Source organism: Amycolatopsis sp. NPDC034160 (assembly GCF_055575355.1).
Map to the genome: position 1 here is coordinate 66,858 of NZ_JBVISU010000016.1, position 24,656 is coordinate 91,513.

Consider the following 24,656-nt stretch of genomic DNA (forward strand, 5'->3'; position numbering starts at 1 on the left):
TTGTGCTGGTGTCCCTGCTCAGTGCGGCCACGGCCACGGTGCTGGCCTACGACCAAGCCCGGGAGGCGATTCTCGAACGCGCGAGTACCTCGGCCGTGCGGAATTTCCACGACCGGGTGAGCGTGGCCGTCGGGGAATTCGACGTGCCGCCCGATCAGCTCGCGCTGAACCGGCTCGCCGAGGCCATCGCCTCCGGTGCCCGCGACGTGAGGATCGTCGCCCGGTACCAGGATCTCGTGGCGACCGCCGGGGGAGCGGACGGCCGGAGCGCGATCACGACCGGGCTGCGGGACCGGGTCCGGGCGGAGAGCCGGTCGAGCTTTCAGCGCGTCGAATGGAACGGCGCGCCGTGGTTGGTGGTGGGCACACCGGTCACTTTCGCCGGTTCCGGGCGGCCGTCCGGAGTGGAGGTGTTCCAGGTGAGTTCGCTCCAGGACGAGCAGGACGACATCGCCGCCCTGCTGACGTCCGTTCGCGACGGCGTCGTCCCGGTCGTGGCCTTCACCGCCGTGCTCGCCCTGCTCGCCGCCGGAACGGTACTGCGGCCCGTACGCCGGCTCGCGCGGGCCACGCGGCGGCTGGCCGGTGGCCGCCTGGAGACCCGTGTCCCGGTCAAAGGCCGCGACGAACTCGCCGATCTCGCCAAAGACTTCAACGAAACGGCCGACGCGCTCCAGGCTTCGGTCGCCGAACTGCGGGAGCAGGAAGCCCGCGCGCGGCGGTTCGTCGCCGACGTCTCACACGAACTGCGGACGCCGCTCGCCGCGATGACGATGGTGTCGTCCGTGCTCGACGAGGACGCCGACGAGCTGCCGCCGGACACGGCCCACGCCGCGCGCACGGTGAGCGCCGAGACCGCCGAACTCGCCAGGCTCGTCGACGACCTCATCGAGATCTCCCGCTTCGACGCCCAGGCCGCGACGCTCACCCGGCAGGACGTCGACGTCGCCGAGGTGCTCCGCGCGACGCTGTCCACCCGAGGCTGGACGGACCGGGTCGAGACCCGGTTCCCCACCGGAGTGCGGGCCCGGCTCGACCGGCGGCGACTGGACCTCATCGTCGCCAACCTCGTCGGGAACGCCCTGCGGCACGGCGCGCCGCCGGTGACGGTGGTGCTGCGATCGACGGCGGCCGACGTGCTCGTCGAGGTGGCCGACCGCGGACCCGGCCTCACCCCCGAGGCCACGGAGCGGGTGTTCGAACGGTTCTACAAGGCGGACACCGCCCGCACCCGGTCCGAAGGCAGCGGTCTCGGGATGGCCATCGCCCAGGAGAACGCGCGGCTGCACGGCGGCGTCATCACCGTCGACGGCCGCGACGGCGGTGGCGCCGTCTTCGGTCTTCGCTTGCCTCGCGACGAAAAGGAGCCCGGCAGATGAGACGCACGATCGTCGTGCTGACCGCGGTCGCCCTGCTCGGCGGCTGTGGCGTGCGACCGACCGAGGTGCTCGACGGTGGCGCGCCCGCCGCGGGAATCCCTGAAGGAGTGCGGATCTACTTCGCCTCCGACCGGGGACTGCGCGGTGTTTCCCGCCCCGGCACCGAAATCACGGAACTCGCCGCCGTCGTCAAACTCGTCATGGCCGGGCCCAACGAGGCGGAACTCGCCGCCGGCCTCGGTAATCTCACCGCCATCACCGGCGAGTTGTCCGCCACCGCCACCGGCGGCCAGGTGACGTTGCACATCCCGCGGACCCTGGTCGGCGGCGTCGCCGGGATGGCCGCCGGCCAGCTGGTCTGCACCCTGTCCCGTGCCGAGTCCCTGCTGCACGGAACCCGGCCCGACGCCGTGCGAGTGACGATCGTGGCCCAAGGCGGTTCTGTCGGGCCATACCAATGCTCCCAGTTCTTGACCGGCTAAGTGGCATTGAGCGCGACGGTGGGATGAAGCCGCGAAGCCCGGACAGCGGGATACAGCCCCGCGACGACGCCGATCACCAGAGTCGCGCCCAGCCCCGCACTCAGTGCCCAGGATGGGATGACCGCGCTCCAGCCCTGTGCCTGGGCGAATCCGAGGGTCGCGATGGCGCCGAGTATCGCCCCTGCCACCCCGCCGAGCGCCGAAAGCAGCAGCGATTCGGTGAGGAACTGCAGCAGGATGGTGTTCTTGGTGGCGCCGAGGGCCCGCCGGAGCCCGATCTCCCGGCGTCGTTCCAGCACCGAGACGACCATCGTGTTGGCGACCCCGACCCCGCCGACCAGCAGGGCGACCGCACCCAGGCCCAGCATGAGGGTGGTCAGCCCCTTGTCCGTGGCGGCCTTGGCCACCAGCGCGTCGGACGGCCGGGACACCTTCACGGAGTGCTCGTCACCCGGATTGACCGTGCGGGCCAGTACGCCCCGGACGGCTTCCACCGACGCGTCGGAAGACCGCTCGAAGATCGTGGTCGGATGCCCGTCGAAGCCGAAGAACCGCTCAGCGACGGGGAAACCGACCAACGCGACACGGTCGAGGGTCGGCACGAGCTCGACCGGTGCCAGTATCCCGATGACCACGAACCACTCGTCGTTCATCAGGATCTTGGCGCCTGGCCCGGTCACCCCCAGCCGTCCGGCCGCGATCGCCCCGAGCACGACCGTGGGCACGCGTTCGCTCGCCGGATCCAGCCAGCGTCCCTGCTCGACCCGCGCACCCAGCGCCTCGAGCAGGTCGGTGCGGGTGGCCTGCGTGGTGACACCCGGAGCGAGTTCCTCGGGCACCGCGTCGCTCCGCCGCACCCGTGCGTCGACTTCGGCGGTCGCGGTGACCTTCTCGACCGGGCCGATCCGTTCGACCATCGCGACCGCGGCCTTGGGGAGCTTCACCGGTTTGCCGTCGGCGTCCTTACCGGCCTCGACGGTCAGCAGGTTCGTGCCGAGCCGGTCCAGCTGCGCCAACAGGTCGGCCCGGCTGGACGTGGACAGCCCGACCACCGCGACCATCGTCGCGATCCCGATGGCGATCCCGAGCGCGGACAGCGCCACCCGGGTCCGGCGGGTCCGCAGTCCGGTCACACCCAGGCGGAGGATGTCGAAAGGTGAGAGCCGGGCGGGCTTCAGCGTCGCGGTCACGACGTCGTCACCGCCGCCCGGGTGTCGTACACGATCTCGCCGTCCCGAAGCCCGACGCGACGGGGGAGACGCCCGGCGATCTCGGTGTCGTGGGTAATGACGCAGATCGTCGTCCCACTCGCGTTCAAGGCGTGGATCAGGTTCATCACCACCTCACCGGACGCGGTGTCCAGTGCCCCCGTCGGCTCGTCGGCCAGGAGCAGACCGGGCTCGCCGGCCAGTGCCCGCGCGATGGCGACGCGCTGCTTCTCCCCACCGGACAACTCCTCGGGGGTGTGGTCCAGCCGGTGGCCGAGCCCGACCCTCCCCAGCGCTTCCCGGGCCCGGTCGCGGCGCTGTTTCGCCGGCACGCCCGCGTACAGCAGGCCGTCGGCGACGTTGGCCACGGCATCCCGGCCAGGTGCCAAGTGGAACTGCTGGAACACGAACCCGATGTGCCGGGCACGCAACGCCGACAGCCGCGCGTCCGACAGCCCGCCCACGTCATGGCCCGCCACCCGCACCGTGCCCGAGGTGGCGCGGTCGAGCGTGCCGATGAGGTTGAGCAGCGTGGACTTTCCCGACCCCGACGGCCCGACGATGGCCACCAGTTCACCCTGGTCGATCCGGACGTCGACCCCGCGCAGCGCGGACACGCCACCGGGATAGGACTTGGTGGCCGCGGCCAGTTCGATCACCGCCGTCATGGTTTGGCAGCACCCACCTTCATGCCCTCGGCCAGCCCGTCACCGGTGATCTCGATCCGCCCGTCGGCGCTCATCCCGGTCTCGACCCGCACGGTCGTGGTCGTGGTGTCTCGGACTATCTGCAGGCCGTAGCCACCTTCGCGCAGCGCGACGATGGCTTCGACCGGGACGGTCAGCACCCCCTTCCTGCTCTCTTGGATGAACTTGACGCTGGACGTGCCGGTGCCGTCTCCCGATCCGGCGGTCCCGTCGTCCAAGGCGATCTCCACTTCGACGCCGGTCGTGCCGGGTGTGGCCTGGGCGCCGTTCCCGGCCTCCGCCTTGACCGCCCCGGTCACCTGACCGCCCGCCGTGGCGCCGTCGGGCAGTGAGACCTCGACCCTGGTGCCCGGCTTGGCCAGCGCCTGATCGTCCCGGTCGAGCTGGGCTCGCACGACCGGCTTGGGGGAGGCGATCGTCAGCACGGGTTTGTCCGCGCCGATCTGGTCGGCCAAGGCCGCGTCGGCGGCCACCACCCGCACGGCCCCGGGTTGGAACACCAGGTCGCCCTTGCCGAGGTCGCCGGTCGGCTCCAGCACGCCGAGCGCCTTCTGCCAGGATTTCACCGCGGCCTGGGTGGCTTCGTCGTACTTGTTGTCGGCAGGCAGCCCTCTACCCCGCCCGAGGTCGCGGAGATTGCGTTTCAGCTGCTGGACGTCCGGTCCCAGCGTGCCGACCGTCATCTCCCGGAACATCGGCGTCGCCCCGTAGAGCAGGACGACCGGCCGGGCGTCCCGTTTGTAGAGCACCTGACCACGCTCGACGGTCTTCCCCGGCTCGGCGGCCTGCGTCACCGTTCCTTCGACCGGTGACTTCACGGCGCGGCGGTTCGCGTAGTCGAAGTGGCCGTCGACCGTCTTGCTCCGAATCAGATCAGCGCGGGTGATCTCCGCGATCGCAGGCGGCATGGCCGCGGTGTCGGCGGTGCCACCGGAGTCGCCGCGGCCGACCACGAGGAAGACTCCCACGCCGACCACCGCCACCACGCCGACCGCGCCCAGCACCAGGCCCGTCCGCCGGTTCACTGCATGCCTTGCGCTTGTTCGATGAGCTTGTCCCGGCACGTGGTCTCCGCCTGCTTGTACGCCGGTGACCCCGGATCGATCTGCGGTGAACCTGGAGTCGGGTCGCCACCCGGCTGCGCCATCCCGTTCTGCATGGTCGGGTTGGTGAACTTGCCGACGCCGTTGGCCCGCATGCACTGGGCGTGGGCCAGCAGCGACTCGTACACCTTCTGCTGGTCCTTCTCCGGCTCCAGCGCCATCGCCTTCTGCATCGGCTCCTTGCACGCCTCCAGCGCGGCACTGAGTTTCGTCTGCCTGTCCTTTCGTTCCTCCTCTTCCTGGATCTGTTCGACCTTGGTCAGGTCGGGGTAGCCGGAGAGCTTGGGATCCGGCCAGTCCTTCAAGCCCTCCTTGCGCATGCACTGCGTGTAGGCGAGTTGCGCGTCGTAGAAGGCGCTTTTGCCCTGGGAGCCCGGTGTGGTGGCGGACACGGACGAGGTGCCCGCCGAGGCGATGCCGGCTTCCTTCGGCTCACCACCACAAGCCGCCGAAAGCAGCAACGGGAGCGCGATCAACGCGGTAGGCCACCGGGAAAGGAATACGCGGGAACGGGTTTCGCTGCTCATGCGGACGAGCATGCGAGCAGGACATGGTCGTCCGTCTATGAAGACATGATGGGAACGTAACAACGCCGAGCCGAGCGGCAGCGAGACGTCAGAATCCCGGTGGCCCCTGCGGCGGGTACGACATCGGCCGGACCGAAGGTTTCGCCTTCGTCAGCGCGACGATGCCGATAACGCCGGCGACGACGAGCGCGACGAACACGAACAGTGCGGCCACCAGGTACACCAGGCGAAAACTGAAAGCGTCCGACAGCAGCGCGCCGAGGACCGGCGCGATCAGCAAGGCAAGGACACCGAGGCCCGCCGCCGTGCCCGCTGCGGCGCCGCGACCGGTGCGGAGCAGTCGGATCAGCGCGACGGTCACGCCGATGGCCGCGCCCGCGCCGAGTCCGTTGAGCACCCGTCCGACCAGAAGCAGGCCGCTGCTGGGGACGAAGGCGACCAGCAACACACCGAGGAGCATCGAACTGAGCGCGGCCACGGACACCGACGTCGGGAAACGCCCACCGAGCAGCAAACCCGCCGGGAAGGCGATCGCGGCCGCGACCAAGTACGCGACGAGACCGCTCAACAGCAGGGACTGGCTGGACATGCCCAACTCGACCTGCAGGGCCGAGTGGCCGTCGAAGCGGTAGATCACGGTGAGCAGGAACAGGCCGATGAGCGCGGCGAATCCGGGACCGATGATCAGCCACCAGGGAGGCCCGGCGGGCGAGCGCGGATCATGCTGCGTCGACGCGTCCATGCGCACAACCTATAGCGCCCGGTGAGACGGATCGACCACTTCGCGGGAAGACGTGACGAGCTTTCGGCGTTCTTGCGTCAAAGTTCCTCCATGACTCCCCGGTCGAACCAGTCGTCGTCCTCGTCGCGCCGTTCGGCAGGCCGGGAGTCCCTCGGCGGCTCGGACGCGGCACGCAGTTCCGCCTCGGCGGCTTCGATGTCCAGACTTGCCAGCTCGTCGACCTCGCGACTTACCGCGTCCTGGGCATACGCGTGCAATTCCCGGAGCTCGGCCGGTGGGATCTTGTCGAGCAGCCGCCGGAAGGCCGCACCCTGCTCGGCGAGTTCGTCGGCGACGGGCCGGTGCGACAGCAGTTCGCGTGGTTGCCGGGTGCCTGCCAGGACGTCCTTGGCGAAATCGGCACCGGCCCCCGTTCCGGACGCGGCCAGCAGTCGCAGCATGTTGTGCCGGGCGGTCGGCCAGCCGGGGCTGTCCGCGGGATCGATGAGGGTCATACCCGGACCTCCTGTCCGCAATCCGCGTGTGGATGGTCGTAGGTGAAGGGCCAGCTGGGAAGTTCGACGTTGCGCGCGGTGGCGCCGGTCGCCTCGCCGATGGCCCGGGCGAGTTCCAATTGGTGTGCCAGCGCCAGGATGGCGCTGATGGTGGCGCGAAGGGCGCCGGTCTTGTCTATGGCGGCCATGACGAGGGCGACAAGCTGCTTGGCGTCGCCTTTGACGAAGACCGCCCACAGGTTTTTGCCCTCGGCGATGGCGTCGATGATTTCGAGAATGAACTCGACGGTTTTCTTGCCGGACTTCGCGGCCGCCGCCGACCCCCTGGTGTAGATCAGCAGCAGGATGTCGATCAGGGCGCCCAGGCCGTGCTTGAGGTCCTGCATCAGGTGGTAGGCCGCTTTGGCCAGGCCCTCGATGGCATCGCCTGCCGCACCGCAGTATCCGGACAGGTCCAGGCACGCCGTGCGGTACTTGTCGAGCCAATCCATGGCGGCGTCGGCCGCCCGGCCGGTCCATTGGTCCTGGATGCCGTAATGGCCCTGATGGATGTTGGCGGCGATGTCGGCGAACCCGGATTCGGCGTCGCGAAACAGGACCGCCCGCTCCTGCAACGCTTTCCAATCGCCGATCACGGCGCGGGAGGCCAGATGGAAGATGTCCACGCCGGTGATGTCTTCGACGAACTCGGCCACGTCGCCCAAGGCGCCGCCGAGATCGATGACCTCTTCGGCCGCTTTCTCAGCTCTGACCGGCCACCAGGCCGGATCGGTGATCTTCGCCGGGTCCGGACCCGGATAGTCCACGGGCGCCACCTCCCGGAACGTTCCCGCGGTGGCCGGATCGCGGACCTCGTCCCGGCCGACGCGTTCGACCCCCAGCTCCCGGAGCTGCCGGTCCAGTTCTCCCGCCTTGGCCCGGTCGGTGTCGCGGTACCAGACGGCCGCGCAATGAAGTGCGTCACCGCCGGAGATGCCCCAGTTGAACGCGATACCGAGGTGATTTCTCGTGGTGTCCCGCCAGTCGTCCAACTTCGGCCAGATCAGCGCGAGCAGCCCCTCACCGTCGTCGCCGCGCACGATGGTGTTGCGGAATGCCTGCTGGAAGTCACCTGCCCCATCTCCCTGCTTACGGACAAGGCCGGCGAGCCCGTCCACCGCTTCCGGCCGTACGAAGAATCCCGCTCCGGCTGGCACCATCGATCCACCCCTTTTGCTGCCCCGGACGTTCGCCGGCCGGGTCGATGTGGCACTTGGGGGTAGGATGTCACATAAGCCGGATCGGTTCCATGGATCGCAGCCTGCCGCGAGACCGGTCATTTCCCGAGGTAACGAAGCTGTCTCGAACAGGGTTTGATCGGGCACTGTGAGACCGTTCGGACTAGAGGGAACGGCCCGGACCGACGACAGCTCGCCCGAATAGTTCCGATCCGGCCATGTCAATGCGCTCGACATGGCCGGATCGTCGGCAAGCAATCTCTTGCTGCACAAGCGACGTACACGCTGACCTCACCAGGGTTTCCCCTGGTAGTGCCCCCGGCAGGACTTGAACCTGCGACCTAGAGATTAGAGCGTGATCATTTCCAGTGTCCACTATGGATGATCATTATTGGTCGTTGTCTGCGCACTTTGCAACTGCATACGATGATCAGGGGCTGATCTTGGTTGTTGCTGGGTAATGAATGAGGTGGGTAACCGGGGGATTTGATCTTGTAAATCTTCACCTACAAGTGGGTGGCCTCTTCGGCATCTCGTCGACCTGGCGCAAGCCCAATCGCGCCGTGTCAAGGGGGCACTTCGGGCCTGTCCGGCGCGTACCTGCGGTCTGCCCCCTTGACGCGGTGTGATGCCCTCTGGGAGGTCGTCGGGATGCCGAATGGCCACACACGAACGCGACGTGCGCTCTCTCCCCGACATCTCGGAGACCTGCCCGTCCGGCGAGGACATCTCTTCTTCTTCAACGGTCCGAGGACCCCACGGCCTGCCTCGCCACGGCCGACCGCGCGGGGACCGGCGTCAGCCGCACGCCCCGCGCGGGGCTCGGCCGTGGCAAAGGGCATGAGGCCGTGCGGCCCCGCAGGGGCCGCCTTGAACAAGAAAAGAAACTCTGAACACAGAGTGACAGGACCGTCTAGGACTGAAGTGCTTGAAGGATCGAACGCATGGCGGAGCTTGTGAGCATGTCGTCTGCTTCTGCTTGAGTGATTGCTGTTGCTCGGATCACACTTAGTTCTGAGATTCGCTGCTGGTACAGGGCGATTAACTTAGTGGCCCGCTCTGCTCGCTGGATGGGACGTGGGTCATTGCGTGCAAGTTCGAACTCTGCTTCGTCGTCCTCGGGCTCTGGGGTTTCGGTGGACACGAAGATGCCTTTTCCTTGAATGCTGTAGATTGCACCTTCATGCCGAAGTAGCTTCACAGCACTCTTTATGGTGATGGCACTGACGCTGTACTGCTGGCATAGTGACCTTGTGCTTGGCAGCTTCTGGCCAGGCCGGAAATCGCCGCTTCTGATTTTTTCCCTGATGTCATATGCGATAGTCGCGTAAGCGGGAGGCGTGCTACTAGCGTTCAACTGATCACAACCCAACTGTTTAGTCGGCAGGGAACTCGTATGAGAGCTCATAGCGATCGCCGGATAGGCGCATGTCATTGACTTCGACGGCAGCGCCCGTGGTGTCGTAGGCGGTCCGCCTGACGCATAGGATCGGACTACCGGGCGTCAACTGAAGCATGGAGGCCTCTTCGGGTGTGGGCATGCGTGTTGCCACGGTTTCAACGAAGTGAGAAAGCTTGAAGCCAGCCTCTTCAAGGCGTGCATAGCTTCCGCCAGGCCCTGTGTCGACCTCTTCGATAGAGGTATCGCGCGTCACGCTCCTGGGTAGACGTGACGTTGCGAGTTGAATTGGGAGACCGTTCGCGCGCATAATGCGCTCTCGAACCGTGAGTTCCGCACCTTCAGGCACGCCAAGTTCGGCTGCAAATTCTGCGGACGCAGATTCGAAATGAATCTTCACGCTCACGCTTGGGGTGAAGTTATTGGCACTCGCATCGCCGAGGAAGGCTCCCTTGTTTTCGGCGCGAGCCGCCCGGGTAAGCCTGCTACGGCTGAGCCGCTCAACTGTGCTTGGCGGTTTGACGAAAACGCCCTTGCCATGCTCTGCGGTCACCAGGCCCTCCGAACGGAGAAGACTAACGGCGTCGCGGATGGTGGGGCGTGAGACGCCGTACGTGTCGACAAGCTCGCGCTCGGACGGCAGCTTGTCTCCTGCGGCGAACTCGCCTGTATCGATCTTGCTGCGAAGATCAAGCGCTACCTGACGATAGGCCGGCAGCCCGCTCGCCCGATCGATCATGAGCGACACCTCTAACTGGTCAATGTGTCTAGACGTCACTACCAGTATTCCACGCAGGCAGCCGTCACGCTATCGGCCTAACTGGCCAACTGGTATTGACAAGCTAACGTGTCATCGGTCATTGTTGACTGGTAAGGACATGTTGACCAGTCACCGGAGGCGGACATGCAGGACATCCCGTTCATCAGCGAGGGTTACAAGTTCATGGTCACCGAAGCGCCGACCATGAAGGTGAAGGAAGACAAAAACGGGGAGCTGACCCCGGTGGCGGACAAGCGCACGGGCGAGATCCCGTTTGTGGTGATGCTGTTCGCGAAGCCGCGTCCGGTGGAGGGCAAGCGCCCGGGTAAGGGTGAAGAGATCAAGGTGACCTTGGCGACGGACCCGGGGGATGGGTTCGAGGAAGGCGCCTACGTGGAGCTGATCGCGCCGGTGCTGAACACCTGGCAGACGACCAACGATGAGGGACGGATCACGGGTTCGGGTCTGTGGTTCAAAGCTGAGGGGCTGAAGCCTGCCGGGCTGGGCGCTGTTCGCGACGCTGCCTGAGTCCGGCCTCATGACCGGTGGGTGACCGGTTCGCGGAACCTCCCCAGTGTTCGCGGCACAACATCCTGGAGCGCTGCCCTGTAGGCAGGTCGCCCGTTTCGAGTCGGGCCCGTGCGCTTTCCGTTCATTGACAAATACACAGTGGGCCGATCCATGCCTAAATCCGCGCCGTTTGTGGTGGCGCGCATTGATTCCCGGGCTCATTTCTCCGGGGATCTTTGGGCTTTACCAGAATTCGGGACTTTGACACTTAAGTGTCAAAAGGGAGGCGGGCGAGAATGGTGGACACGGCAGAGTGCATCACTGCTCGGCTAGTGACGGCGTTCGACGCGACATGGGCCGCGATTCGTGAGCGCCACCCGGAGGTTCCGGAAGTGGTCCTGACCATCGGGTCGGGAACACTGGGGAGCAAGCCGGGCCAGACGCGGCTGGGACACTTCGCGGCAGGTCGCTGGCAGGTAGGGGAGAACGACCCGATCCCGGAACTTTTCGTGTCAGGGGAAGGGCTTCGCCGGACGGCTGAGGAAGTCCTCGGGACGCTGCTTCACGAGGCCGCTCACGGACTGGCGCACGTGCGGGACGTCAAGGACACGTCGCGTCAAGGCCGGTACCACAACAAGCGTTTCAAGGCGCTGGGCGAGGAACTGGGACTGATCCTGGAAGAGGACCCGGCCATCGGCTGGAGCCGCACCACGGTCCCGACGAAAACGTCCAACCAGTACCGGCGCGAAGTCGCCCTGATCAAGGCCGCGCTCGTCGCACATCGACACGACGAGGTCGCGAAGCCGACGAAAGCACGCAGCAACAACCTGGCCGTCGCGACCTGCGGATGCGAACGCAAGATCCGCGTCGCCAAGGCCACGCTCGTAGAAGCACCGATCCTCTGTGGACGCTGCGGAATCGAGTTCACGGCGGAAGACGACGACGAGTAAACCCAGCGTACGAAAGGAGAAGGACAATGGTGGGAGCTTTGACGGGCAGGTGCGGGCTGTCCTCGTACGACCCGTCCGGCCCGAAACGAGGGTCCTGAGACCAAGCACGTTTGCACCGCCAAGTTTTACGTGGTGCACGGGATCGCGACATGCGAAGTGTGTGGCGCGCAATGGAACTATCCCTGAGGAGGGAAACGACATGATCGCGAACGTACTGCCCTACGTGTTCTGGCTGGTCCTCTCGGGCTGCCTGATCGTAGCGGCTCCGATGATCGGCATTCCGGCCCTGGTGCTCTCGCTGGGCCTGGCCGCGAAGGTCGGTCGGTGATGGGCCGCCCGGTGCGCGTCGGCTCGGTGATCCGCCGTCTCGCGGCTCGCCTGGAGCAGGAACGCAGGGAAGCGCTGGAGGAACCGACCACGGATCTCGGCTGGCAGGCGGGGTTCTGCGAGGGCCTGAAGCACGCCCAGCACGTGATTCGGAACGGAGGCTGATCACGATGCCGGAAATCCTGGACATCATCACCGCGGCTACCGAGGCGTACCGCAAGTTCGAAGCCACGCACCCGGACCGGGAGATCCGGCAGGCGGTAGGAAACGCAGTCAGATTCCTTGCCGCTGACCTGAAAACGGCCGCCGAACTGACGGCCTCGACATCGAAGGGCTGAACCGGATGGACGAGATCCGAGAAATCATCGACGGGGCGACCAAGTCCTACCAGAGGCTGCGGCACAGTGACCTGCCGAACGAAGTCAAGGTCACCGCTGGACGGGCCATGCGACTCCTGATCGCGGACCTGAGCGGCCTTGCCTGGTCGCTGGAGAACTGCCCGGAACGGTGGTCCTGACATGCAAATCGGAGTACTCAATCGGCGAGCGCAGGAACGCTACGCCACGTTCACATCGGTCCTGGATCTCCTGGGCGAGATCCTGACCGACATCGACAAGCTCATCGCGAAGGTCGACGACGGCGCGGCCGGTGCCGACTCCTGGAGTATCGCCACCCAGGACGAACTGAAGCAGTACCGGACGAACGCCTTCGCCGCGCTGGATCACCTGCGGACGCTGGGCAAGAAGCACGAAGCCGAACTGATCTCGCGTGAGTGGAGGTTCTGACATGAGCCATCAGGTAGACCGCGTAGTCGACGACCTGTCGTCCGCCCTGCTCCAGCTCAAGGACGCGATGCGGGGAATGCCGCTAAACCAGAACGGTTTCCGCGCCGCACATGACAAGGCCGCCCGCGCGATGGGCACGCTCACCACCGAGCTGCTCGATGCCCGACCGGCCATGACCTGACCAACCTTCCGCACGAGACCGGCCCCGCACCTCTTGACCGAGGACGCGGGGCCGGTCTCGTTCTACCTCAAGGAGAAACACTCCTATGTGGACCAAGAAGATGAATGAAGCTCCGAAGTCCTCGCGTCGCATGGGTGGTGAGTTCCGCGCTCTGAAGTGGACCGCCCGGCACCCCGGTTTCGTTCTCGCTCCTGGCGCGCTCACCGCCTCCGGGATCGAACTCGGCTGGGCCACCACGGGCGGTATCGTCGGCGGCACTGCGGCCGGACTGTGCACCTGGTACCGGGCGCACCCGGACACCTTCGACCACTACGCCGCTCCCCGGATGCGGGCCTGGCGGCGACGTTGGTCTGTCTACTTCGGACCAAAGTTCAACAAGGCGCTCCGGGCGTGCGACCTGTACACCACGGACCGCAAGACCGGGCAGGAACGGTTCCCGAGGGTGGTCCGGGTGCGCTCGTACTCGCCCTCGGTGGACACGATCACACTGGCCCTGGCACCCGGGCAGGGGCGCCGCTCGTTCGACGACAAGCTCGAAATCCTCGCGGACACACTGAGGGTGGAGCGCATCGCGATCGAACGGCCGAAGCCGGGCTATGTCGCGCTGATCGTGGAACGCTCGGAGCCGTTCACCGAGACCATTCCGGCCCCGGAGATGCCCGAAGAGTCCGACGCGGTCGATCCTGGCGACATCTACATCGGCGAGACCGAGTACGGCTCGGAGTGGCGGCAGGGAGTGGGCAGTCAGCATATCTTCATCGCCGGTGCGACCGGAGCGGGCAAGAACTCGGTCGTCCTCGCGATCCTGCGCGGACTGGCGCCGCTGATCCGGGACGGTCTTGTGCGGCTGTGGATCTGCGACCCGAAGCAACTGGAGTTCGCCAAGCTCGCGGGCGTCGCCTACCGGTATGCCGACGACGAGGGCCGGTGCGCGGAGCTGGTAGGCGAGTACCTGGAGGATCTGCGCGCGGTCCAGCGCATGTTCGCCGCAACCGGAAAGCGGAAGATCACGATGTCGCGGGAAACCCCGCTGAACATCCTGATCCTCGATGAGATCGGCGCGCTTCTGGCCTACGGCGACGGCACCATCGGGCGGGCACTGCGAAAGAACCTCGCAATCGTCGGGTCGCAGGGCCGCGCCACCGGTCACTCGATGATCGCGGCAGTGCAGGAACCGACCAAGGACACCGTTCCGATTCGCGAGCTGTTCCCGGTCCGGATCTGCATGCGCGTCACCGCACAGTCGCATGTGGACATGGTCCTCGGCGACGGCTCCCGGCTACGCGGTGCCCTCGCCGACGAGATCCCCAACATCCCGGAGACGGCCGGTATCGGCTACGTGATCCGGCAGAAGACCCGCACACCGATCCGGGTCCGCGCGGCCTACACCGACGACAGTGACATCGACGACCTCGTCGCCTTCATCCGGTCCGGCTGGACGAGCGAATCCCACCTCACGGTGGTGGCGTAAATGGCTGCGGGCACTTATCCGTGCGTGATCAACGAAACGTACTGGTTTGTCGTGGTCGACGGAAACGACTCCCTTGGCTTGACCTTCTCGACTGTCTGCCTTCAAACAACGAGCCACGCCGCTGCACAGGCGGAACGCGAGCGACAGGATTGTTGCGGGAGTACTGCCACGATTGTTCGACACGACGTCGTGTTCGTCGGCCGCTGTTCGATCTGCGGGGAGTACAGCGGCGTGTGCGGACAGAAAGAACTGTTCGGCGACTGGCACGAGATGGTCGACTGGCTCTCGCCCGGCTGGAGTGCCACCAGTGAACAGCAGGTGTTCTGCCCGAACCATCGACCGGACAAGGAGGAATGATGCTCACGCCGACGAACTACGCAGTGATCACCGTCGGACCGTTCTTTGAGGTGAAGTCCTGGAATCGGCGGAATCGCACCTGGGATCTCACCAACGAGCGGCTGTACAGGTCGCGTGCGGACTGCCGCCCCATCATGGAGTGGCTGACGTCGCAGGACTCGGACACCTACGGCATTGTCGAATACTCGCACGCGTACCGCTGTCACTGCGTGATCTGCGGAGACCCGCCGGACTACGACGAGGTCTACCTGTTCCCGGACTGGTACGACCTCGTCGCCTACATCGCCAACTATCCCGGCTGGGTGACTACCTCCGAAGTGCTGATCTTCTGCCCCGATCACCGACTCCTGACGGAGGAATGACCATGTGGCGCATCGGTTTCTACGTGTGGCGCGTGTGGCTGGTCGCCAAGTACGGCGCACCTGCTGCAAGCCTGCTGGCGCTGATCTTCTGGGCGCAGGGTGCGTCACCGCTGTTCTGGGTCACCCTCGGCGTGTTCGGCTGCATGGGCCTCGGGATGGCCCTCGGGATGATCGAGTTCCGCAACCAGGAGTTCGGCAAACCGAGGGAGCGCATCCGATGACCAGACGCGCGAACCGCGATCAGCTCGGGTTGTTCGGCACGGTCGACCCCGCTCCGCCGCCGACGCCCGCTCGCCAGTGCCCGCCGGTCCGCGAGCGCAAGAAGACGGCGGGTGGAACGGCAAACCCGTTGGTGGCAAAGGACGTTCTCGCGGAAGTCCGCGACGGACGTTACGGGCTGCTCGACGACTCCGACAAGGTCGTCGTTATCGAGGACGGCGAACGCGCCCGCCCGGCACTCGACGAGGACATCGTGCACCACCTCGTCACCAACGGCTACATCACCCGTTGCGCGCCTGGGCACACCATGACGTGCGTCTATGGGATCAAATCTCGCCCAGTCCTGCCGCTCCAACTCACTGGGCGCGGAAAAGCCATGTTGCAACGCTGGTCCAACCTTCATCCCTTGGGAGAAAAGAAATGACTGGAAACGACGAACTCGACGACCGCGACGTGACCAAGCTGTACGAGGAATACGACGAGCTGCTTCGCGAAGTCGCCCACTCGGGACAGATGGATAACCCGTCGTTCCGTCACCCGCGCCTCGCGGAAATCGCGCAGAAACTCGGCGACACCCTGATTGAACAAGGCGAGTTCTATCACCGACGGGCCACCCGTTGGCGCGATGGCGCCTGAATAAGGCCGGAAGGAGGCTGTGATGTCCACCAAGGACACTACGCGAGCGGCCGGTCCCGACCTGGTGGGCATCATCCTCACCACCGTCACGATGGCTCTGGGCGCGATCGGGGGCGCTGCAGGGTTCATGCACACCCATGACTGGGCAACACACCACGGCCAAACCGGCTGGCTCGCCTGGGCCGATGCCATCGTCATCGAAGGCATCGTCGTGGTCGCTGGTGCCGAAGTTCGACGAGACCATCAACGCGGCAACACCACGTTCTTCACCTTCCCGATGGCGGTGCTTTTCGCCGGATTCGGGGTGCAGATGATGGCGCAAGTCGCGCTCGCCGAACCCACCCCGGCCGGATGGCTCGTCGCCGCGCTACCCGCGCTCGGGTTCCTCGTCGTAGTCAAACTGCTGATGCGACGGGCACCGGTGACCAGGGAAGCCCCGGCGGAAGTGCCGGCCGAACCGGCCTCCAGCCTGGCACCGGTTGAACCACCTGCGGCGATTGCACCTTCACCGCGGCTTCGCCTCCCGGCTGAGATCTCCAGCCGCGTCGACGCCGCCGTGACCGCCGCCCGGAGCGAAGGACGGGAGGTCACCACCGAGGACATCCGCCGCGTCGCGCGCATCCCCGAGCAGATGGCCGCGCAAGTCATCGCGCAACTCACCACGCACAACGGGCACAAGCTCGACGCCTGACACACCACGCACGACCCCGACGGGGCACGGCCACCAAGCACCACGGCCGTGCCCCGTTTCTCGTCTCCACCAATCGAAGGGCTCCGACATGCTGACGTTGGAACACCGCCTCACCGCCCGTGTCCGGGCCGCCGACTACCAGGAATGGCGCGCCAAGGTCCACGCCGTCAACGGCTGCGCCCGGCCCATCCGACTCGCCGGAGCACACCAGCTCCAGGACGCCAACACCGGGCAGGTGCTGCACCACCACGGCGGCGACATCTTCGCCCCCTGCGGCAACCGGCGCTCCGCAGTCTGCCCCTCCTGCTCCGACCGCTACGCCGCCGACGCCTTCCACCTCATGCGCGCCGGACTCGTCGGTGGGCACAAGGGCGTCCCCACGACGGTCACGGACCGGCCGCGCTCGTTCGTCACCCTCACCGCCCCGAGCTTCGGCCCCGTCCACCACGCCCGCACCACCGCACGCGGCAAGCGCATCCCCTGCGGCTGCGGCGAGATCCACCACGAAGCCGACACCCGCATCGGAACCCCGCTCGACCCCGACACCTACGACTACGTCGCCTCGGTCCTCTGGCAGGCACACGCGGGCGTCCTGTGGCAGCGCTTCACCACCCGCGTCCGCCGCGAGATCGCCAAACGCGCCGGGCTCACCGCCCGCGAGTTCCGCGACCACGCCCGCCTGTCCTACGGCAAGGTCGCCGAATACCAGCGACGCGGCCTTGTCCACTTCCACGCCGTCGTCCGCCTCGACGGCCCGGGCGGCGCCCTCGACGACTCCCCGGCTTGGGCCACCCCCGACCTGCTCGACGACGCCATCACGGCCGCCGCGCGTCACGTGAAAGTCACTACCCACCGCCCCGAGGGCGAAGTCCTCGTCCTGGCCTGGGGCGTGCAGGTCGACGTCCGGCGCATCGAACGCGCAGCCTCGGCGGAGATCGAAGACGAGAACGGCCAGATCAGCGAAGGCCGACTCGCGGCCTATATCGCCAAGTACGCCACCAAGGGCACCGGCAAGACGGAGGCCGCCGACCGTCCTATCCGGTCGCAACAGGACATCGACTATCTCAAGGTGTCGCCACACCACCGCCGCATCATCCAAACCGCGTGGGACCTCGGCGACCTACCGTCCTATGAGGACCTGAAACTCCGGCGCTGGGCGCACATGCTCGCGTTCCGTGGGCACTTCCTCACGAAGTCGCTGGCCTACTCCACAACCTTCAAGACCATCCGCGAGGACCGGCGCGCGTTCCGGCTCGCCGAAACCCTCGAACGCCTCGGCCTCGACGACCGCGCGGACACCGTTCTCGTCGTCAACGACTGGACCTTCGACGGCGCCGGATACATCGACGACGCAGAACGCGAACTCGCCGCAGGCATCGCCGAACGCATCCGAGACGACCGCAAACGCAAGTACGACAAGGAGAACTACGATGGACCCACTTCTCACTATCGATGAGGTCGCGCACGCTCTCAGGGTTCCGAAGAACACGATTTATCAGTGGCGCAAGACCGGCAAGGGACCTGCCGGTATCCGTGTCGGCAAGTACGTCCGGTACCGGCCTGAGGCAGTCTCTGCCTGGCTCGATGAGCAAGCGGGCATCTGATGGCACGGCCGCCGATGCCCCTGGGCACGTGGGGCAAGATCTGGACAAACAGGGTGCCGCACGGCGGCTGGGTCGCGAAGACGAACTACAAGGACTACGACGGCGTCCTTCGCCGAGTGGAACGCAACGGAGCCACTAAGACCAAGGCGGAGAACAACCTGACTGAAGCCTTACGCGACCGCTCCCGCGCGTTCCTCGACGGCGAGATCACCCCGGACACCAAGGTCTCCGCAGTCGCCGATATCTACTTCGCCGAGCTGGAGCGTTCGGACAAGGCCACCCGGACCAAACAGGACTACAAGGGCACGTGGAAACGGTACCTGCAAAAGCCTCTCGGCAATCTCCAGGTCCGGGACATGCGTCGAGTGTCCATTGTGAACAAGGTCTTGACGTCCACTCGGGACCGTAACGGGAGTGGCGCCGCGAAGCTGGCTCGCGCTGTTCTGACGGCGATGTGCGCGCTCATGGTCCGTCACGACGCGCTCGACGACAACCCCGTCCGCGAGATTGAGTCTCTGAGCGCGAAGCGGGACAAGAGCGGCAAGAAGGCGCGGCTCATCACTCCGGCTACCGCCTCGGGCGCCCTCCAGCTCTTCCACGACTCGGAGGATGCCGCGCGATGGGATCTCGTCGACATCCAAGACGTCCTGTCCGGTCTCGGCTGCCGGATTGGTGAATTGCTGGCATTGGACTGGAACACTTCGGTGGACTTTGACCAGGAGACCATCTGGATTCACGGCACCGTGATCCGGGTCACAGGCGTCGGGCTGATCGTTCAGGACTACACCAAGAGCCCTGCCGGTATGCGCCGCATCCGGCCGCCTGCCTGGGTGATGGACATCCTCAAGCGGCGGTCTGAGTCATCGACGTCAGAGTGGTGCTTCCCGTCCTCCATCGGCACGCTGAGGGACCCGGACAACACCCGGAAGTACATCCGCCGCGTCGTCGCTGGAACCGCCTTCGAGGGGCTACACCCGCACGACTGGCGGCACTACGTCATCGACGTGCTCGACTCCGCAGGGCTGTCCGCACGTCAGATAGCCGACTACGTCGGTCATGACGACCCCAGCACCACGCAAGACGTGTACATGAGTCGCGGCGTCGTGGGCGAGGCTGCCAGCGCCGCCCTTGCTACCCGTCCGGCACTGGCAGCCTGAATCAGGTGGGTTTGTGGTGGGTCGTGCCGATGAGGAAACCCCTGGCCACTTGCGTGACCAGGGGTTTCCCTGTTGCGACGTGCCCCCGGCAGGACTTGAACCTGCGACCTAGAGAGTCGCAGCAAACCGTAGGGTACAGACCGGTACAGTCGTCTGACCAGCGGGAACAGTCCGAAACCGTCGGCTATGGACCGGTGGGGACAGATAGTTTCTGGACCATTTATGGACCACGGTTCCGATTCGGGCAGTGGTCTCGGACGATTCGCGAGGTGTGACGTCAGACTGAGGTGGGACAGATCTGAGGAGTTGAAATGGCCGAGACATTTCACGAGTACGCCTCCAACCCGGAGGCGCTGGCGTTGATCGCAGCGGTGGAGAATGCACCCGACCCGAGGGTTGGGTTGGTGGCTGTGCTGCGACTGCTGCGGGACCAGACGACGGGCCGTTTCTCCGACGACCACGCGTGGCACTGGCTCGACGGTCTCTTGGAGGACGTCCAGTGACTGACCCCCGATGGAAGACGCTGTTCGAGGTCGGAGCGCTGCTCGGCAACCCGGACCCGGCAAGGTTCGCTGACTCGCTCCTCGCGCCGCCGTGCGAGCATTACGGCGCGTGGGTGTTCGATGAGGACGAGCAGTGCCCGGAGCCTTGCGGGCAGCGGCACGAGTGGTGCACCTGCGGCCGACCCATGAAGCCGCCGTGCCCGCTCCTTGACTTACCCGCCGAGCAGTGACTCCAGCTTCGCCGCGTTCTCCGGCGACGTCCGTCGCTTCCGCCGATAGTTCCGCTGCACGATCTCCGGAGTGTTCCCCAACTGATCCGCCGCGTCCTCGTTCGTCCCACCCAGATCCACGATGTGCGTACCCACCGTGTGCCGCAGCATCCGCGCCGCCACCCACTCATACCCGATCGCATCGCACGCCTGCCGGAACCGCTTCTGGAAGTTGCTCGGATCCGTCCACTCGCCGTTCCACGTCGGGAACAACGGACCATCCCCCGCGGCGAGCTTCCGGCGAGCGAACATCGACGCCGCCCACGACGGATACATCGGCTCGATCACCTCACCGCCGCCCTTCCGCCGGAACTTCCGCACCAACCCCTCACCCTCGATCCGCACCAGATGGTGATCCAGAAGAACCGTGCGCCCCACCGGATCCACACCCCCACCCACGGCCGCCAAAATCTCGCCCGGTCGGCAACCGGTCGCGAGCATCCCCTCCACCGTGTCCGGCAGATCCCGCCACGCCTGCACCCGCACCCCGCCACGCTTGCTCGAGTCGGCCTTCGCCGTGCACCACGCCCTGAGCTTCGTCAGGAAATCCATGCGCTCGTCCGGCTCCAGAGCCCGCACATCCTCCTTGTCACCGGACTGCTCGATCGCCTCGGCCGACTTCGCCGGGTTCGTCGCCATCGCCCCATGCCGCACCGCCAACCCGCACACCCCCGTCAGGACGGTCTTCGCCCGCTTCGCTGCGGCGTACCCGGCGCCCCGCTTCGAGCGCTTACTCTTCGCCGCGTCGTCCCGGATCGCCTTCAACGTCTCGTCACACAGCCCGGCGTTCTCCGCCTCGCCGCACGTCAGTTCCCCCATGTGCGTACGGAGCTGCCCGGCACTGTCCTCGTAGTCGTACAACGACTTGTGGGCGCGTTCGCCGCGCTCCACCTTGGCCTTGAACTCGGCCAGCCACAGATCGATCGCAAGCCCGAACCGGGACTCCACAGTCAGGGTCTTGCTGGCTGTCTCGTTGGCGAGCTTCGACATCGCCTTCTTCAACGCCCGCTCAGCGCTGGTCCTGCTTGATCCGCGCCGCTTCACCGGCTTCAGCCGGCCGTTCCGCAGACGAAACCGCGCGCGGGCCTCGAACACCCCGGGCCGGACTTCTCGGATGTTGACGTTCCCGAAGGTTCCGATGTCGGTGCGGGGTCTGGCCATGGTCATTCCTCCAGGTTGGGCGGAGGTGACCAGGGGCTGGGGTCACTCCCGATGGGTTATCGCTGGTCTCCGTCGGCGGCGGAGACCAGGTCGGTCAGGTCCTGCTGGGCCTGGCAACGGCGCCACCACTGGCGTCGAAGTTCGGCTTGCATCCACACGGCAACGAAGGCTGTGAGGTGAAGGTTGAGCAGTGCGGCGGGCAGGTCACGCAGATACACGGAGACCGCGTGAGGTACCGCGCAGAGGGCCAGCAAACATGCGAGCCCGAAGAGATAGCTGTGGATCTTGTCTGGTCTGATCGGTTGAATCACGATGCGACTCCCTTACCTCAGCCCCTATACGGTTAGGCCGTATGCACCGACGTTTCGCGTCACGTGCAAATATCGTTACCGCCAAATAGGTGAGTCGCCACGCCAGTTGCAACGCCAGTCACAGATCTGTCACATCGCTTGCTTAGGGTGCCGTAACTACGAATGCTGCTGAATCCCGGCCTGGATGTCCCGAATCCGCCGTAGCAGCTTCCCTGCTTCCTCTGCGCCCTGCAGCTCCAACACGTCGGCGATCCGGACCGCGATCTCTTCGTCGGTCATCTCGATGATGCGTTGCCGGGCGGCGGAGGAGACGGTGGTATCTGCCGGTGCGGGCGCAGTGGGTGACGGCAGTTGTCCGTCCATGATTTTCCGGGCGTCGCCGGGTTGCCACTGGGGATAGGCCTGGGGCGCGATGCGGTCGATGAGGTTCAGTGTGACTGCCCGGGGGGTGGCGCGGGCGCCTTCGATGCGCTGCACGGTCTTGATGCCCATGCCAGCCTGCTTGGCGAACTCGTCTTGGGTGAGTCCCAGGCGTTCGCGGATGGCTACGACAGCAGACCCAAGCCTCTTTAGGTCTCTTTCAGTCACGCGCACAGGATGGCGTAAAGGGTGCCCGCTGTCTATGCGGCAGCGAGGTCTTGGCCTGCGAACCCTTACGTAGTGACGTGACACGACAACCCCCCGTGAACCTCTTTAGGACTCTTTAGGACGTCCTCTATGAGACCGTGACCCAACAAGTCTTGTCAAGAGTCCTAAAGAGTCCTAAAGTGACTCGCATGACCAAAGTTCCAGGGCCCAAGCCTCGGGGATCCGAGATTCAGGCCACACGAGTGAGAAAAGGGCTGAAGCGCCGGGCTCTCGCAGACGAGGCTGGGCTTGCGTGGGTCACCGTCTACAACCTGGAAAGCGGACACCAGTCCCGCACAACCTGGGAGACCCTCACGCGGATCGCTCAGGTGCTCCAAGTCCCGGTCTCGACGCTGGTCGAGGACGAGGACACAAACCCCAACCAGCCCAAGCGGGAGCCGTACCCCACACGTCGGCCGGAGCCTCCGGGCCCCACTCCGCCGCCGCGGCCGACGAGGTCGCCGACGCGGATCGCTGAGGACGCGGCATGACCCCCGTACTCGCCGCGATCGAGAAGCTCGCCGAACGCATCTCCCGACTGGAGAAGGCCGTGAAGGCCCCTCCCCGCAAGGCGTGGAAGCCACGCGAGGTGGCTGAGATGACGGGGCTCAGTTACGACACGGTCCTCGAACTGATCCACGCCGGCACGTTGCGGGCGGTGCCGGTGGGTCAGGTGTACACGGTCCCGGATTCCGAGGTCGACCGCTGGCTCGCTGGTCGAGGGTCACGGGCCGCCTGATCGTCGGTGGGCCGGGCTCCTCCCCCTCGGTCTCGGTCCACCGGCTCCCAAACATGAAGGCGCCCGTCTCGCGCCGGGCGAGGCACGAGACGGGCTGATCACGAGAGACAACCTTGAAGGGATCAACTCTCATGAACGAGACAGATGGTATCCGACAGGAGTCGTTGGCGGCGCGTGTGCGTCGTGGTGTGGCTCTGTTGGACGAGAAGGTACCGGGATGGCACACGCGGATCGACGTCGACCAGTTGTGGATCGAGGACTGCGCGACGTGTGTCGTCGCTCAGATCACGGATGAGTCCTTCTGGGAAAGCAACCTGCTGGGATTCCACGGGTTGTTCACGATGGAGCAGTTCGCCGAGCATGGTTTCAGCGGCGTGGATCCGGAGGAGTACGCCGAGTGGGCCGGGCTGACCCGCCTGTGGCGGTTCGTGGTTCGGCAGCGCCAGGCGACTGTCTTCTACGTGCACCGTGAAGAGTCCGGTGTGGACCTGGCGTACATGGTCACTGCGGCCGGGGATGCGTGGTGCTGGTCGGAACGGCATGGCTGGCTCAAGTCGGTGTTCAAGAACTTGAACACGTGTGACGCGGGTTCGCGGGCGCATTTCGCGGATCACCTGGACCAGGTGTCGGTGGAGCAGCTCCCGGCAGGTGCCCGATGAGCACGGCGAAACGAAAGACAGCTGCCGAGCTGCGGAACGGACTGAAGCACGCGACCGAGCGAATGCAGGTTCTTCGCCAGGGTTCGATCGAGTCGCGGGATGTGCACCCAAAGCACTCCCAGTTCTGGACCGAGCATCACGCACAGGTGCGGGCGTACAACCTGGCGCTGCACGTGTTGTGGTGCAACACCGGTGGCGAGTTCGGGGAAGACTTCCAGGACGGTGCCGAATGACCGCGGCGATGGACTGGTTGTCGGGTGAGTGTCCTCCGCTGTCCCGCAGGGAGACTCCGATCTACGACGAGCTCGTCGAGGCGCGGGCGTTGGATACGTCTCCGGTGTGGCCTGGGGATGACACGGTGGTGGATCCGCCGACGGTGGAGTTCGCGGCGGTGAAGCGGTCGGTGTGGCGTCGGTTGGTTCTTCGGCTGGCGTTGGTGCGGTGGTCGGGGACGCGGGTGACGTTCGGTGCGGCGTCGGCGGCGGTGTTCGTGGCTTCGGGTGCCCTGTGGACGGTGATCCGATGAGCGAGCTGCGAACGGGGATGCGCGTTACTGCCCACCGTCTCGACCGCATGGGCTCTGTCGTCATCGGTGAGCTGATGCCCTACGAAGACAACCAAGGCGAGCGGGTCCGCGAAGAGGGCACCGGCGAGATCTGGTGCGTTGTCGCGGAATCGGTTCGCTCGGCTGAGTTCGGTGGTGCGTCATGACGGTGCGCCAGCAGATCCAGATGCCCCCTGAGGAACGCGCCGAACACTCAGTGTTCGTCACGTCCCCTGAGGCTCGCGCCGAACACAACGCCATCGCACACCCCGAACCCGAGGTGTGCCACCACAACTGTGACGGCGAACCCGCAGACCACCCGGTGACGTGGCGCATCCACCCCGTGCCCGACCCCGGACCTGTTGTGGCGGACGGGGTCATCACCGAAGAGATCTCGTGCTGCACCTGCTGCGCCTGGTCCTGCGGCACCGAAGGGTTCGTTGCCCGGTTGCAGCGCGAGTCCTACGACGGCCGCGACGTCCCTATCGAGCACCTGGTCAACGGCCGGTGGAAGAAATTTGAGGCGAGGTTCTGATGGGCATCATCCGCAAGATTGTGGAGAAGGTCGACAAGGT

General features: G+C 65.9%; 41 protein-coding genes. 29 read left to right on the top strand and 12 right to left on the bottom strand.

Translation table 11 applies throughout. The features are described from left to right. Window positions 1-8: 8 nt before the first annotated feature. Both ACZ54P_RS27805 and ACZ54P_RS27810 read left to right on the top strand, forming a co-directional pair. Window positions 9-1,379, top strand: a complete 1,371-nt coding sequence (locus tag ACZ54P_RS27805; protein ID WP_465464515.1) for an ATP-binding protein — start codon at window positions 9-11, stop codon at window positions 1,377-1,379. Continuing rightward, window positions 1,376-1,861, top strand: coding sequence for a hypothetical protein (locus tag ACZ54P_RS27810; RefSeq protein ID WP_465464516.1), 486 nt, complete (start codon window positions 1,376-1,378; stop codon window positions 1,859-1,861). Before ACZ54P_RS27805 ends, ACZ54P_RS27810 begins: the two co-directional genes overlap by 4 nt. Here ACZ54P_RS27810 and ACZ54P_RS27815 read toward each other — a convergent pair. The 9 genes from ACZ54P_RS27815 to ACZ54P_RS27855 all read right to left on the bottom strand — a co-directional run bounded on the left by ACZ54P_RS27815 (window position 1,858) and on the right by ACZ54P_RS27855 (window position 9,997). Beyond that, window positions 1,858-3,051 (bottom strand): ABC transporter permease, encoded by a 1,194-nt coding sequence (locus ACZ54P_RS27815; protein WP_465464517.1) that lies wholly within the window; start codon window positions 3,049-3,051, stop codon window positions 1,858-1,860. The genes ACZ54P_RS27810 and ACZ54P_RS27815 overlap by 4 nt on opposite strands. Continuing rightward, a complete protein-coding gene (locus ACZ54P_RS27820) occupies window positions 3,048-3,737 on the bottom strand; it encodes an ABC transporter ATP-binding protein (RefSeq protein ID WP_465464518.1) in 690 nt (229 codons plus the stop codon). Before ACZ54P_RS27820 ends, ACZ54P_RS27815 begins: the two co-directional genes overlap by 4 nt. Further along, window positions 3,734-4,801, bottom strand: coding sequence for a peptidoglycan-binding protein (locus ACZ54P_RS27825; RefSeq protein ID WP_465464519.1), 1,068 nt, complete (start codon window positions 4,799-4,801; stop codon window positions 3,734-3,736). Before ACZ54P_RS27825 ends, ACZ54P_RS27820 begins: the two co-directional genes overlap by 4 nt. Beyond that, window positions 4,798-5,406, bottom strand: coding sequence for a hypothetical protein (locus tag ACZ54P_RS27830; protein WP_465464520.1), 609 nt, complete (start codon window positions 5,404-5,406; stop codon window positions 4,798-4,800). Before ACZ54P_RS27830 ends, ACZ54P_RS27825 begins: the two co-directional genes overlap by 4 nt. A gap of 88 nt (window positions 5,407-5,494) precedes the next feature. Next, a complete protein-coding gene (locus ACZ54P_RS27835) occupies window positions 5,495-6,148 on the bottom strand; it encodes an MFS transporter (protein WP_465464521.1) in 654 nt (217 codons plus the stop codon). Between the two features lie 77 nt (window positions 6,149-6,225). Next, complete coding sequence (locus tag ACZ54P_RS27840) at window positions 6,226-6,642, bottom strand: hypothetical protein (RefSeq protein WP_465464522.1); 417 nt, start codon at window positions 6,640-6,642, stop codon at window positions 6,226-6,228. Continuing rightward, entirely contained in the window at window positions 6,639-7,841 is a 1,203-nt protein-coding gene (locus ACZ54P_RS27845; protein ID WP_465464523.1) for a hypothetical protein, read from the bottom strand. Before ACZ54P_RS27845 ends, ACZ54P_RS27840 begins: the two co-directional genes overlap by 4 nt. A 931-nt stretch (window positions 7,842-8,772) precedes the next feature. After that, entirely contained in the window at window positions 8,773-9,294 is a 522-nt protein-coding gene (locus ACZ54P_RS27850; RefSeq protein ID WP_465464524.1) for a winged helix-turn-helix domain-containing protein, read from the bottom strand. Next, on the bottom strand, window positions 9,236-9,997 hold the full coding sequence (locus ACZ54P_RS27855; protein WP_465464525.1) for a GntR family transcriptional regulator: 762 nt from the start codon (window positions 9,995-9,997) through the stop codon (window positions 9,236-9,238). Before ACZ54P_RS27855 ends, ACZ54P_RS27850 begins: the two co-directional genes overlap by 59 nt. A 165-nt stretch (window positions 9,998-10,162) precedes the next feature. Between ACZ54P_RS27855 and ACZ54P_RS27860 the strand changes: the two genes are divergently transcribed. The 20 genes from ACZ54P_RS27860 to ACZ54P_RS27955 all read left to right on the top strand — a co-directional run bounded on the left by ACZ54P_RS27860 (window position 10,163) and on the right by ACZ54P_RS27955 (window position 20,001). Beyond that, a complete protein-coding gene (locus ACZ54P_RS27860) occupies window positions 10,163-10,546 on the top strand; it encodes a hypothetical protein (RefSeq protein ID WP_465464526.1) in 384 nt (127 codons plus the stop codon). A gap of 374 nt (window positions 10,547-10,920) precedes the next feature. Further along, window positions 10,921-11,478, top strand: coding sequence for a hypothetical protein (locus ACZ54P_RS27865; RefSeq protein WP_465464527.1), 558 nt, complete (start codon window positions 10,921-10,923; stop codon window positions 11,476-11,478). 199 nt (window positions 11,479-11,677) lie between these two features. Next, window positions 11,678-11,806, top strand: a complete 129-nt coding sequence (locus ACZ54P_RS27870) for a hypothetical protein (RefSeq protein ID WP_465464528.1) — start codon at window positions 11,678-11,680, stop codon at window positions 11,804-11,806. Then, the gene (locus ACZ54P_RS27875) at window positions 11,806-11,970 is read left to right on the top strand and encodes a hypothetical protein (RefSeq protein WP_465464529.1); all 165 of its coding nucleotides are present in this window, start codon (window positions 11,806-11,808) and stop codon (window positions 11,968-11,970) included. Before ACZ54P_RS27870 ends, ACZ54P_RS27875 begins: the two co-directional genes overlap by 1 nt. A 5-nt stretch (window positions 11,971-11,975) precedes the next feature. Beyond that, window positions 11,976-12,143, top strand: coding sequence for a hypothetical protein (locus ACZ54P_RS27880; protein ID WP_465464530.1), 168 nt, complete (start codon window positions 11,976-11,978; stop codon window positions 12,141-12,143). A 5-nt stretch (window positions 12,144-12,148) separates the two neighbouring features. Then, window positions 12,149-12,322 carry a hypothetical protein gene (locus tag ACZ54P_RS27885; protein ID WP_465464531.1) on the top strand — a complete coding sequence of 58 codons (174 nt, stop codon included), beginning with the start codon at window positions 12,149-12,151 and terminating at the stop codon, window positions 12,320-12,322. A 1-nt stretch (window position 12,323) separates the two neighbouring features. Continuing rightward, window positions 12,324-12,590 (top strand): hypothetical protein, encoded by a 267-nt coding sequence (locus ACZ54P_RS27890; RefSeq protein WP_465464532.1) that lies wholly within the window; start codon window positions 12,324-12,326, stop codon window positions 12,588-12,590. Window position 12,591: 1 nt separating this feature from the next. Continuing rightward, complete coding sequence (locus tag ACZ54P_RS27895) at window positions 12,592-12,771, top strand: hypothetical protein (protein ID WP_465464533.1); 180 nt, start codon at window positions 12,592-12,594, stop codon at window positions 12,769-12,771. A gap of 100 nt (window positions 12,772-12,871) precedes the next feature. Then, a complete protein-coding gene (locus ACZ54P_RS27900; protein ID WP_465464534.1) occupies window positions 12,872-14,242 on the top strand; it encodes an FtsK/SpoIIIE domain-containing protein in 1,371 nt (456 codons plus the stop codon). Continuing rightward, window positions 14,243-14,599: a hypothetical protein gene (locus tag ACZ54P_RS27905; protein WP_465464535.1), complete on the top strand. Its 357-nt coding sequence runs from the start codon at window positions 14,243-14,245 to the stop codon at window positions 14,597-14,599. It abuts the gene before it with no gap. Then, entirely contained in the window at window positions 14,599-14,961 is a 363-nt protein-coding gene (locus tag ACZ54P_RS27910; protein ID WP_465464536.1) for a hypothetical protein, read from the top strand. The genes ACZ54P_RS27905 and ACZ54P_RS27910 overlap by 1 nt, the downstream gene beginning before the upstream one ends. Beyond that, complete coding sequence (locus ACZ54P_RS27915; protein ID WP_465464537.1) at window positions 14,958-15,182, top strand: hypothetical protein; 225 nt, start codon at window positions 14,958-14,960, stop codon at window positions 15,180-15,182. The genes ACZ54P_RS27910 and ACZ54P_RS27915 overlap by 4 nt, the downstream gene beginning before the upstream one ends. After that, window positions 15,179-15,604, top strand: a complete 426-nt coding sequence (locus ACZ54P_RS27920; RefSeq protein WP_465464538.1) for a hypothetical protein — start codon at window positions 15,179-15,181, stop codon at window positions 15,602-15,604. The genes ACZ54P_RS27915 and ACZ54P_RS27920 overlap by 4 nt, the downstream gene beginning before the upstream one ends. Continuing rightward, window positions 15,601-15,816, top strand: coding sequence for a hypothetical protein (locus ACZ54P_RS27925; protein WP_465464539.1), 216 nt, complete (start codon window positions 15,601-15,603; stop codon window positions 15,814-15,816). Before ACZ54P_RS27920 ends, ACZ54P_RS27925 begins: the two co-directional genes overlap by 4 nt. A gap of 22 nt (window positions 15,817-15,838) precedes the next feature. Continuing rightward, window positions 15,839-16,507 (top strand): DUF2637 domain-containing protein, encoded by a 669-nt coding sequence (locus tag ACZ54P_RS27930; protein WP_465464540.1) that lies wholly within the window; start codon window positions 15,839-15,841, stop codon window positions 16,505-16,507. Window positions 16,508-16,595: 88 nt separating this feature from the next. Beyond that, window positions 16,596-17,963: a replication initiator gene (locus tag ACZ54P_RS27935; protein WP_465464541.1), complete on the top strand. Its 1,368-nt coding sequence runs from the start codon at window positions 16,596-16,598 to the stop codon at window positions 17,961-17,963. Next, entirely contained in the window at window positions 17,938-18,111 is a 174-nt protein-coding gene (locus ACZ54P_RS27940; RefSeq protein ID WP_465464542.1) for a helix-turn-helix transcriptional regulator, read from the top strand. The genes ACZ54P_RS27935 and ACZ54P_RS27940 overlap by 26 nt, the downstream gene beginning before the upstream one ends. Continuing rightward, on the top strand, window positions 18,111-19,268 hold the full coding sequence (locus ACZ54P_RS27945; RefSeq protein WP_465464543.1) for a site-specific integrase: 1,158 nt from the start codon (window positions 18,111-18,113) through the stop codon (window positions 19,266-19,268). Before ACZ54P_RS27940 ends, ACZ54P_RS27945 begins: the two co-directional genes overlap by 1 nt. Window positions 19,269-19,579: 311 nt before the next feature. Next, window positions 19,580-19,771 (top strand): hypothetical protein, encoded by a 192-nt coding sequence (locus ACZ54P_RS27950; RefSeq protein WP_465464544.1) that lies wholly within the window; start codon window positions 19,580-19,582, stop codon window positions 19,769-19,771. Next, window positions 19,768-20,001 (top strand): hypothetical protein, encoded by a 234-nt coding sequence (locus tag ACZ54P_RS27955; RefSeq protein WP_465464545.1) that lies wholly within the window; start codon window positions 19,768-19,770, stop codon window positions 19,999-20,001. Before ACZ54P_RS27950 ends, ACZ54P_RS27955 begins: the two co-directional genes overlap by 4 nt. On the opposite strand, the gene ACZ54P_RS27960 is transcribed toward ACZ54P_RS27955, so the two are convergent. From ACZ54P_RS27960 to ACZ54P_RS27970, 3 genes are all read right to left on the bottom strand, one after another. Beyond that, a complete protein-coding gene (locus ACZ54P_RS27960) occupies window positions 19,984-21,201 on the bottom strand; it encodes a site-specific integrase (protein ID WP_465464546.1) in 1,218 nt (405 codons plus the stop codon). The two genes, ACZ54P_RS27955 and ACZ54P_RS27960, sit on opposite strands and share 18 nt — an antisense overlap. Window positions 21,202-21,257: 56 nt before the next feature. Then, complete coding sequence (locus ACZ54P_RS27965; RefSeq protein ID WP_465464547.1) at window positions 21,258-21,512, bottom strand: hypothetical protein; 255 nt, start codon at window positions 21,510-21,512, stop codon at window positions 21,258-21,260. A gap of 156 nt (window positions 21,513-21,668) precedes the next feature. After that, complete coding sequence (locus ACZ54P_RS27970; protein ID WP_465464548.1) at window positions 21,669-22,100, bottom strand: helix-turn-helix domain-containing protein; 432 nt, start codon at window positions 22,098-22,100, stop codon at window positions 21,669-21,671. Window positions 22,101-22,288: 188 nt separating this feature from the next. Here ACZ54P_RS27970 and ACZ54P_RS27975 point away from each other — a divergent pair, with 188 nt between their 5' ends. From ACZ54P_RS27975 to ACZ54P_RS28005, 7 genes are all read left to right on the top strand, one after another. Further along, window positions 22,289-22,630 carry a helix-turn-helix domain-containing protein gene (locus ACZ54P_RS27975; RefSeq protein WP_465464549.1) on the top strand — a complete coding sequence of 114 codons (342 nt, stop codon included), beginning with the start codon at window positions 22,289-22,291 and terminating at the stop codon, window positions 22,628-22,630. Beyond that, entirely contained in the window at window positions 22,627-22,878 is a 252-nt protein-coding gene (locus ACZ54P_RS27980; protein ID WP_465464550.1) for an excisionase family DNA-binding protein, read from the top strand. Before ACZ54P_RS27975 ends, ACZ54P_RS27980 begins: the two co-directional genes overlap by 4 nt. A 197-nt stretch (window positions 22,879-23,075) precedes the next feature. Next, window positions 23,076-23,537, top strand: coding sequence for a hypothetical protein (locus tag ACZ54P_RS27985; RefSeq protein ID WP_465464551.1), 462 nt, complete (start codon window positions 23,076-23,078; stop codon window positions 23,535-23,537). Then, window positions 23,534-23,770, top strand: coding sequence for a hypothetical protein (locus tag ACZ54P_RS27990; protein ID WP_465464552.1), 237 nt, complete (start codon window positions 23,534-23,536; stop codon window positions 23,768-23,770). The genes ACZ54P_RS27985 and ACZ54P_RS27990 overlap by 4 nt, the downstream gene beginning before the upstream one ends. Further along, window positions 23,767-24,063 carry a hypothetical protein gene (locus tag ACZ54P_RS27995; protein WP_465464553.1) on the top strand — a complete coding sequence of 99 codons (297 nt, stop codon included), beginning with the start codon at window positions 23,767-23,769 and terminating at the stop codon, window positions 24,061-24,063. Before ACZ54P_RS27990 ends, ACZ54P_RS27995 begins: the two co-directional genes overlap by 4 nt. Further along, entirely contained in the window at window positions 24,060-24,248 is a 189-nt protein-coding gene (locus ACZ54P_RS28000; RefSeq protein ID WP_465464554.1) for a hypothetical protein, read from the top strand. Before ACZ54P_RS27995 ends, ACZ54P_RS28000 begins: the two co-directional genes overlap by 4 nt. Beyond that, the gene (locus tag ACZ54P_RS28005) at window positions 24,245-24,616 is read left to right on the top strand and encodes a hypothetical protein (RefSeq protein WP_465464555.1); all 372 of its coding nucleotides are present in this window, start codon (window positions 24,245-24,247) and stop codon (window positions 24,614-24,616) included. Before ACZ54P_RS28000 ends, ACZ54P_RS28005 begins: the two co-directional genes overlap by 4 nt. The last annotated feature ends 40 nt before the right edge of the window (window positions 24,617-24,656 follow it).

Excerpts from the sequence above, each read along its gene's own strand:
- ACZ54P_RS27940 (WP_465464542.1), top strand. The coding sequence starts at position 17,938 with ATGGACCCACTTCTCACTATCGATGAGGTCGCGCACGCTCTCAGGGTT.
- ACZ54P_RS28000 (WP_465464554.1), top strand. The coding sequence starts at position 24,060 with ATGAGCGAGCTGCGAACGGGGATGCGCGTTACTGCCCACCGTCTCGAC.
- ACZ54P_RS27895 (WP_465464533.1), top strand. The coding sequence starts at position 12,592 with ATGAGCCATCAGGTAGACCGCGTAGTCGACGACCTGTCGTCCGCCCTG.
- ACZ54P_RS27905 (WP_465464535.1), top strand. The coding sequence starts at position 14,243 with ATGGCTGCGGGCACTTATCCGTGCGTGATCAACGAAACGTACTGGTTT.
- ACZ54P_RS27950 (WP_465464544.1), top strand. The coding sequence starts at position 19,580 with ATGGCCGAGACATTTCACGAGTACGCCTCCAACCCGGAGGCGCTGGCG.
- ACZ54P_RS27850 (WP_465464524.1), bottom strand. The coding sequence starts at position 9,294 with ATGACATGCGCCTATCCGGCGATCGCTATGAGCTCTCATACGAGTTCC.
- ACZ54P_RS27980 (WP_465464550.1), top strand. The coding sequence starts at position 22,627 with ATGACCCCCGTACTCGCCGCGATCGAGAAGCTCGCCGAACGCATCTCC.
- ACZ54P_RS27855 (WP_465464525.1), bottom strand. The coding sequence starts at position 9,997 with ATGATCGATCGGGCGAGCGGGCTGCCGGCCTATCGTCAGGTAGCGCTT.
- ACZ54P_RS27835 (WP_465464521.1), bottom strand. The coding sequence starts at position 6,148 with ATGGACGCGTCGACGCAGCATGATCCGCGCTCGCCCGCCGGGCCTCCC.
- ACZ54P_RS27810 (WP_465464516.1), top strand. The coding sequence starts at position 1,376 with ATGAGACGCACGATCGTCGTGCTGACCGCGGTCGCCCTGCTCGGCGGC.
- ACZ54P_RS27900 (WP_465464534.1), top strand. The coding sequence starts at position 12,872 with ATGAATGAAGCTCCGAAGTCCTCGCGTCGCATGGGTGGTGAGTTCCGC.
- ACZ54P_RS27990 (WP_465464552.1), top strand. The coding sequence starts at position 23,534 with ATGAGCACGGCGAAACGAAAGACAGCTGCCGAGCTGCGGAACGGACTG.
- ACZ54P_RS27860 (WP_465464526.1), top strand. The coding sequence starts at position 10,163 with ATGCAGGACATCCCGTTCATCAGCGAGGGTTACAAGTTCATGGTCACC.
- ACZ54P_RS27820 (WP_465464518.1), bottom strand. The coding sequence starts at position 3,737 with ATGACGGCGGTGATCGAACTGGCCGCGGCCACCAAGTCCTATCCCGGT.
- ACZ54P_RS27870 (WP_465464528.1), top strand. The coding sequence starts at position 11,678 with ATGATCGCGAACGTACTGCCCTACGTGTTCTGGCTGGTCCTCTCGGGC.
- ACZ54P_RS27975 (WP_465464549.1), top strand. The coding sequence starts at position 22,289 with ATGACCAAAGTTCCAGGGCCCAAGCCTCGGGGATCCGAGATTCAGGCC.
- ACZ54P_RS27930 (WP_465464540.1), top strand. The coding sequence starts at position 15,839 with ATGTCCACCAAGGACACTACGCGAGCGGCCGGTCCCGACCTGGTGGGC.
- ACZ54P_RS27960 (WP_465464546.1), bottom strand. The coding sequence starts at position 21,201 with ATGGCCAGACCCCGCACCGACATCGGAACCTTCGGGAACGTCAACATC.
- ACZ54P_RS27925 (WP_465464539.1), top strand. The coding sequence starts at position 15,601 with ATGACTGGAAACGACGAACTCGACGACCGCGACGTGACCAAGCTGTAC.
- ACZ54P_RS27945 (WP_465464543.1), top strand. The coding sequence starts at position 18,111 with ATGGCACGGCCGCCGATGCCCCTGGGCACGTGGGGCAAGATCTGGACA.
- ACZ54P_RS27935 (WP_465464541.1), top strand. The coding sequence starts at position 16,596 with ATGCTGACGTTGGAACACCGCCTCACCGCCCGTGTCCGGGCCGCCGAC.
- ACZ54P_RS27840 (WP_465464522.1), bottom strand. The coding sequence starts at position 6,642 with ATGACCCTCATCGATCCCGCGGACAGCCCCGGCTGGCCGACCGCCCGG.
- ACZ54P_RS27910 (WP_465464536.1), top strand. The coding sequence starts at position 14,599 with ATGCTCACGCCGACGAACTACGCAGTGATCACCGTCGGACCGTTCTTT.
- ACZ54P_RS28005 (WP_465464555.1), top strand. The coding sequence starts at position 24,245 with ATGACGGTGCGCCAGCAGATCCAGATGCCCCCTGAGGAACGCGCCGAA.
- ACZ54P_RS27885 (WP_465464531.1), top strand. The coding sequence starts at position 12,149 with ATGGACGAGATCCGAGAAATCATCGACGGGGCGACCAAGTCCTACCAG.
- ACZ54P_RS27845 (WP_465464523.1), bottom strand. The coding sequence starts at position 7,841 with ATGGTGCCAGCCGGAGCGGGATTCTTCGTACGGCCGGAAGCGGTGGAC.
- ACZ54P_RS27880 (WP_465464530.1), top strand. The coding sequence starts at position 11,976 with ATGCCGGAAATCCTGGACATCATCACCGCGGCTACCGAGGCGTACCGC.
- ACZ54P_RS27830 (WP_465464520.1), bottom strand. The coding sequence starts at position 5,406 with ATGAGCAGCGAAACCCGTTCCCGCGTATTCCTTTCCCGGTGGCCTACC.
- ACZ54P_RS27915 (WP_465464537.1), top strand. The coding sequence starts at position 14,958 with ATGACCATGTGGCGCATCGGTTTCTACGTGTGGCGCGTGTGGCTGGTC.
- ACZ54P_RS27995 (WP_465464553.1), top strand. The coding sequence starts at position 23,767 with ATGACCGCGGCGATGGACTGGTTGTCGGGTGAGTGTCCTCCGCTGTCC.
- ACZ54P_RS27920 (WP_465464538.1), top strand. The coding sequence starts at position 15,179 with ATGACCAGACGCGCGAACCGCGATCAGCTCGGGTTGTTCGGCACGGTC.
- ACZ54P_RS27875 (WP_465464529.1), top strand. The coding sequence starts at position 11,806 with ATGGGCCGCCCGGTGCGCGTCGGCTCGGTGATCCGCCGTCTCGCGGCT.
- ACZ54P_RS27890 (WP_465464532.1), top strand. The coding sequence starts at position 12,324 with ATGCAAATCGGAGTACTCAATCGGCGAGCGCAGGAACGCTACGCCACG.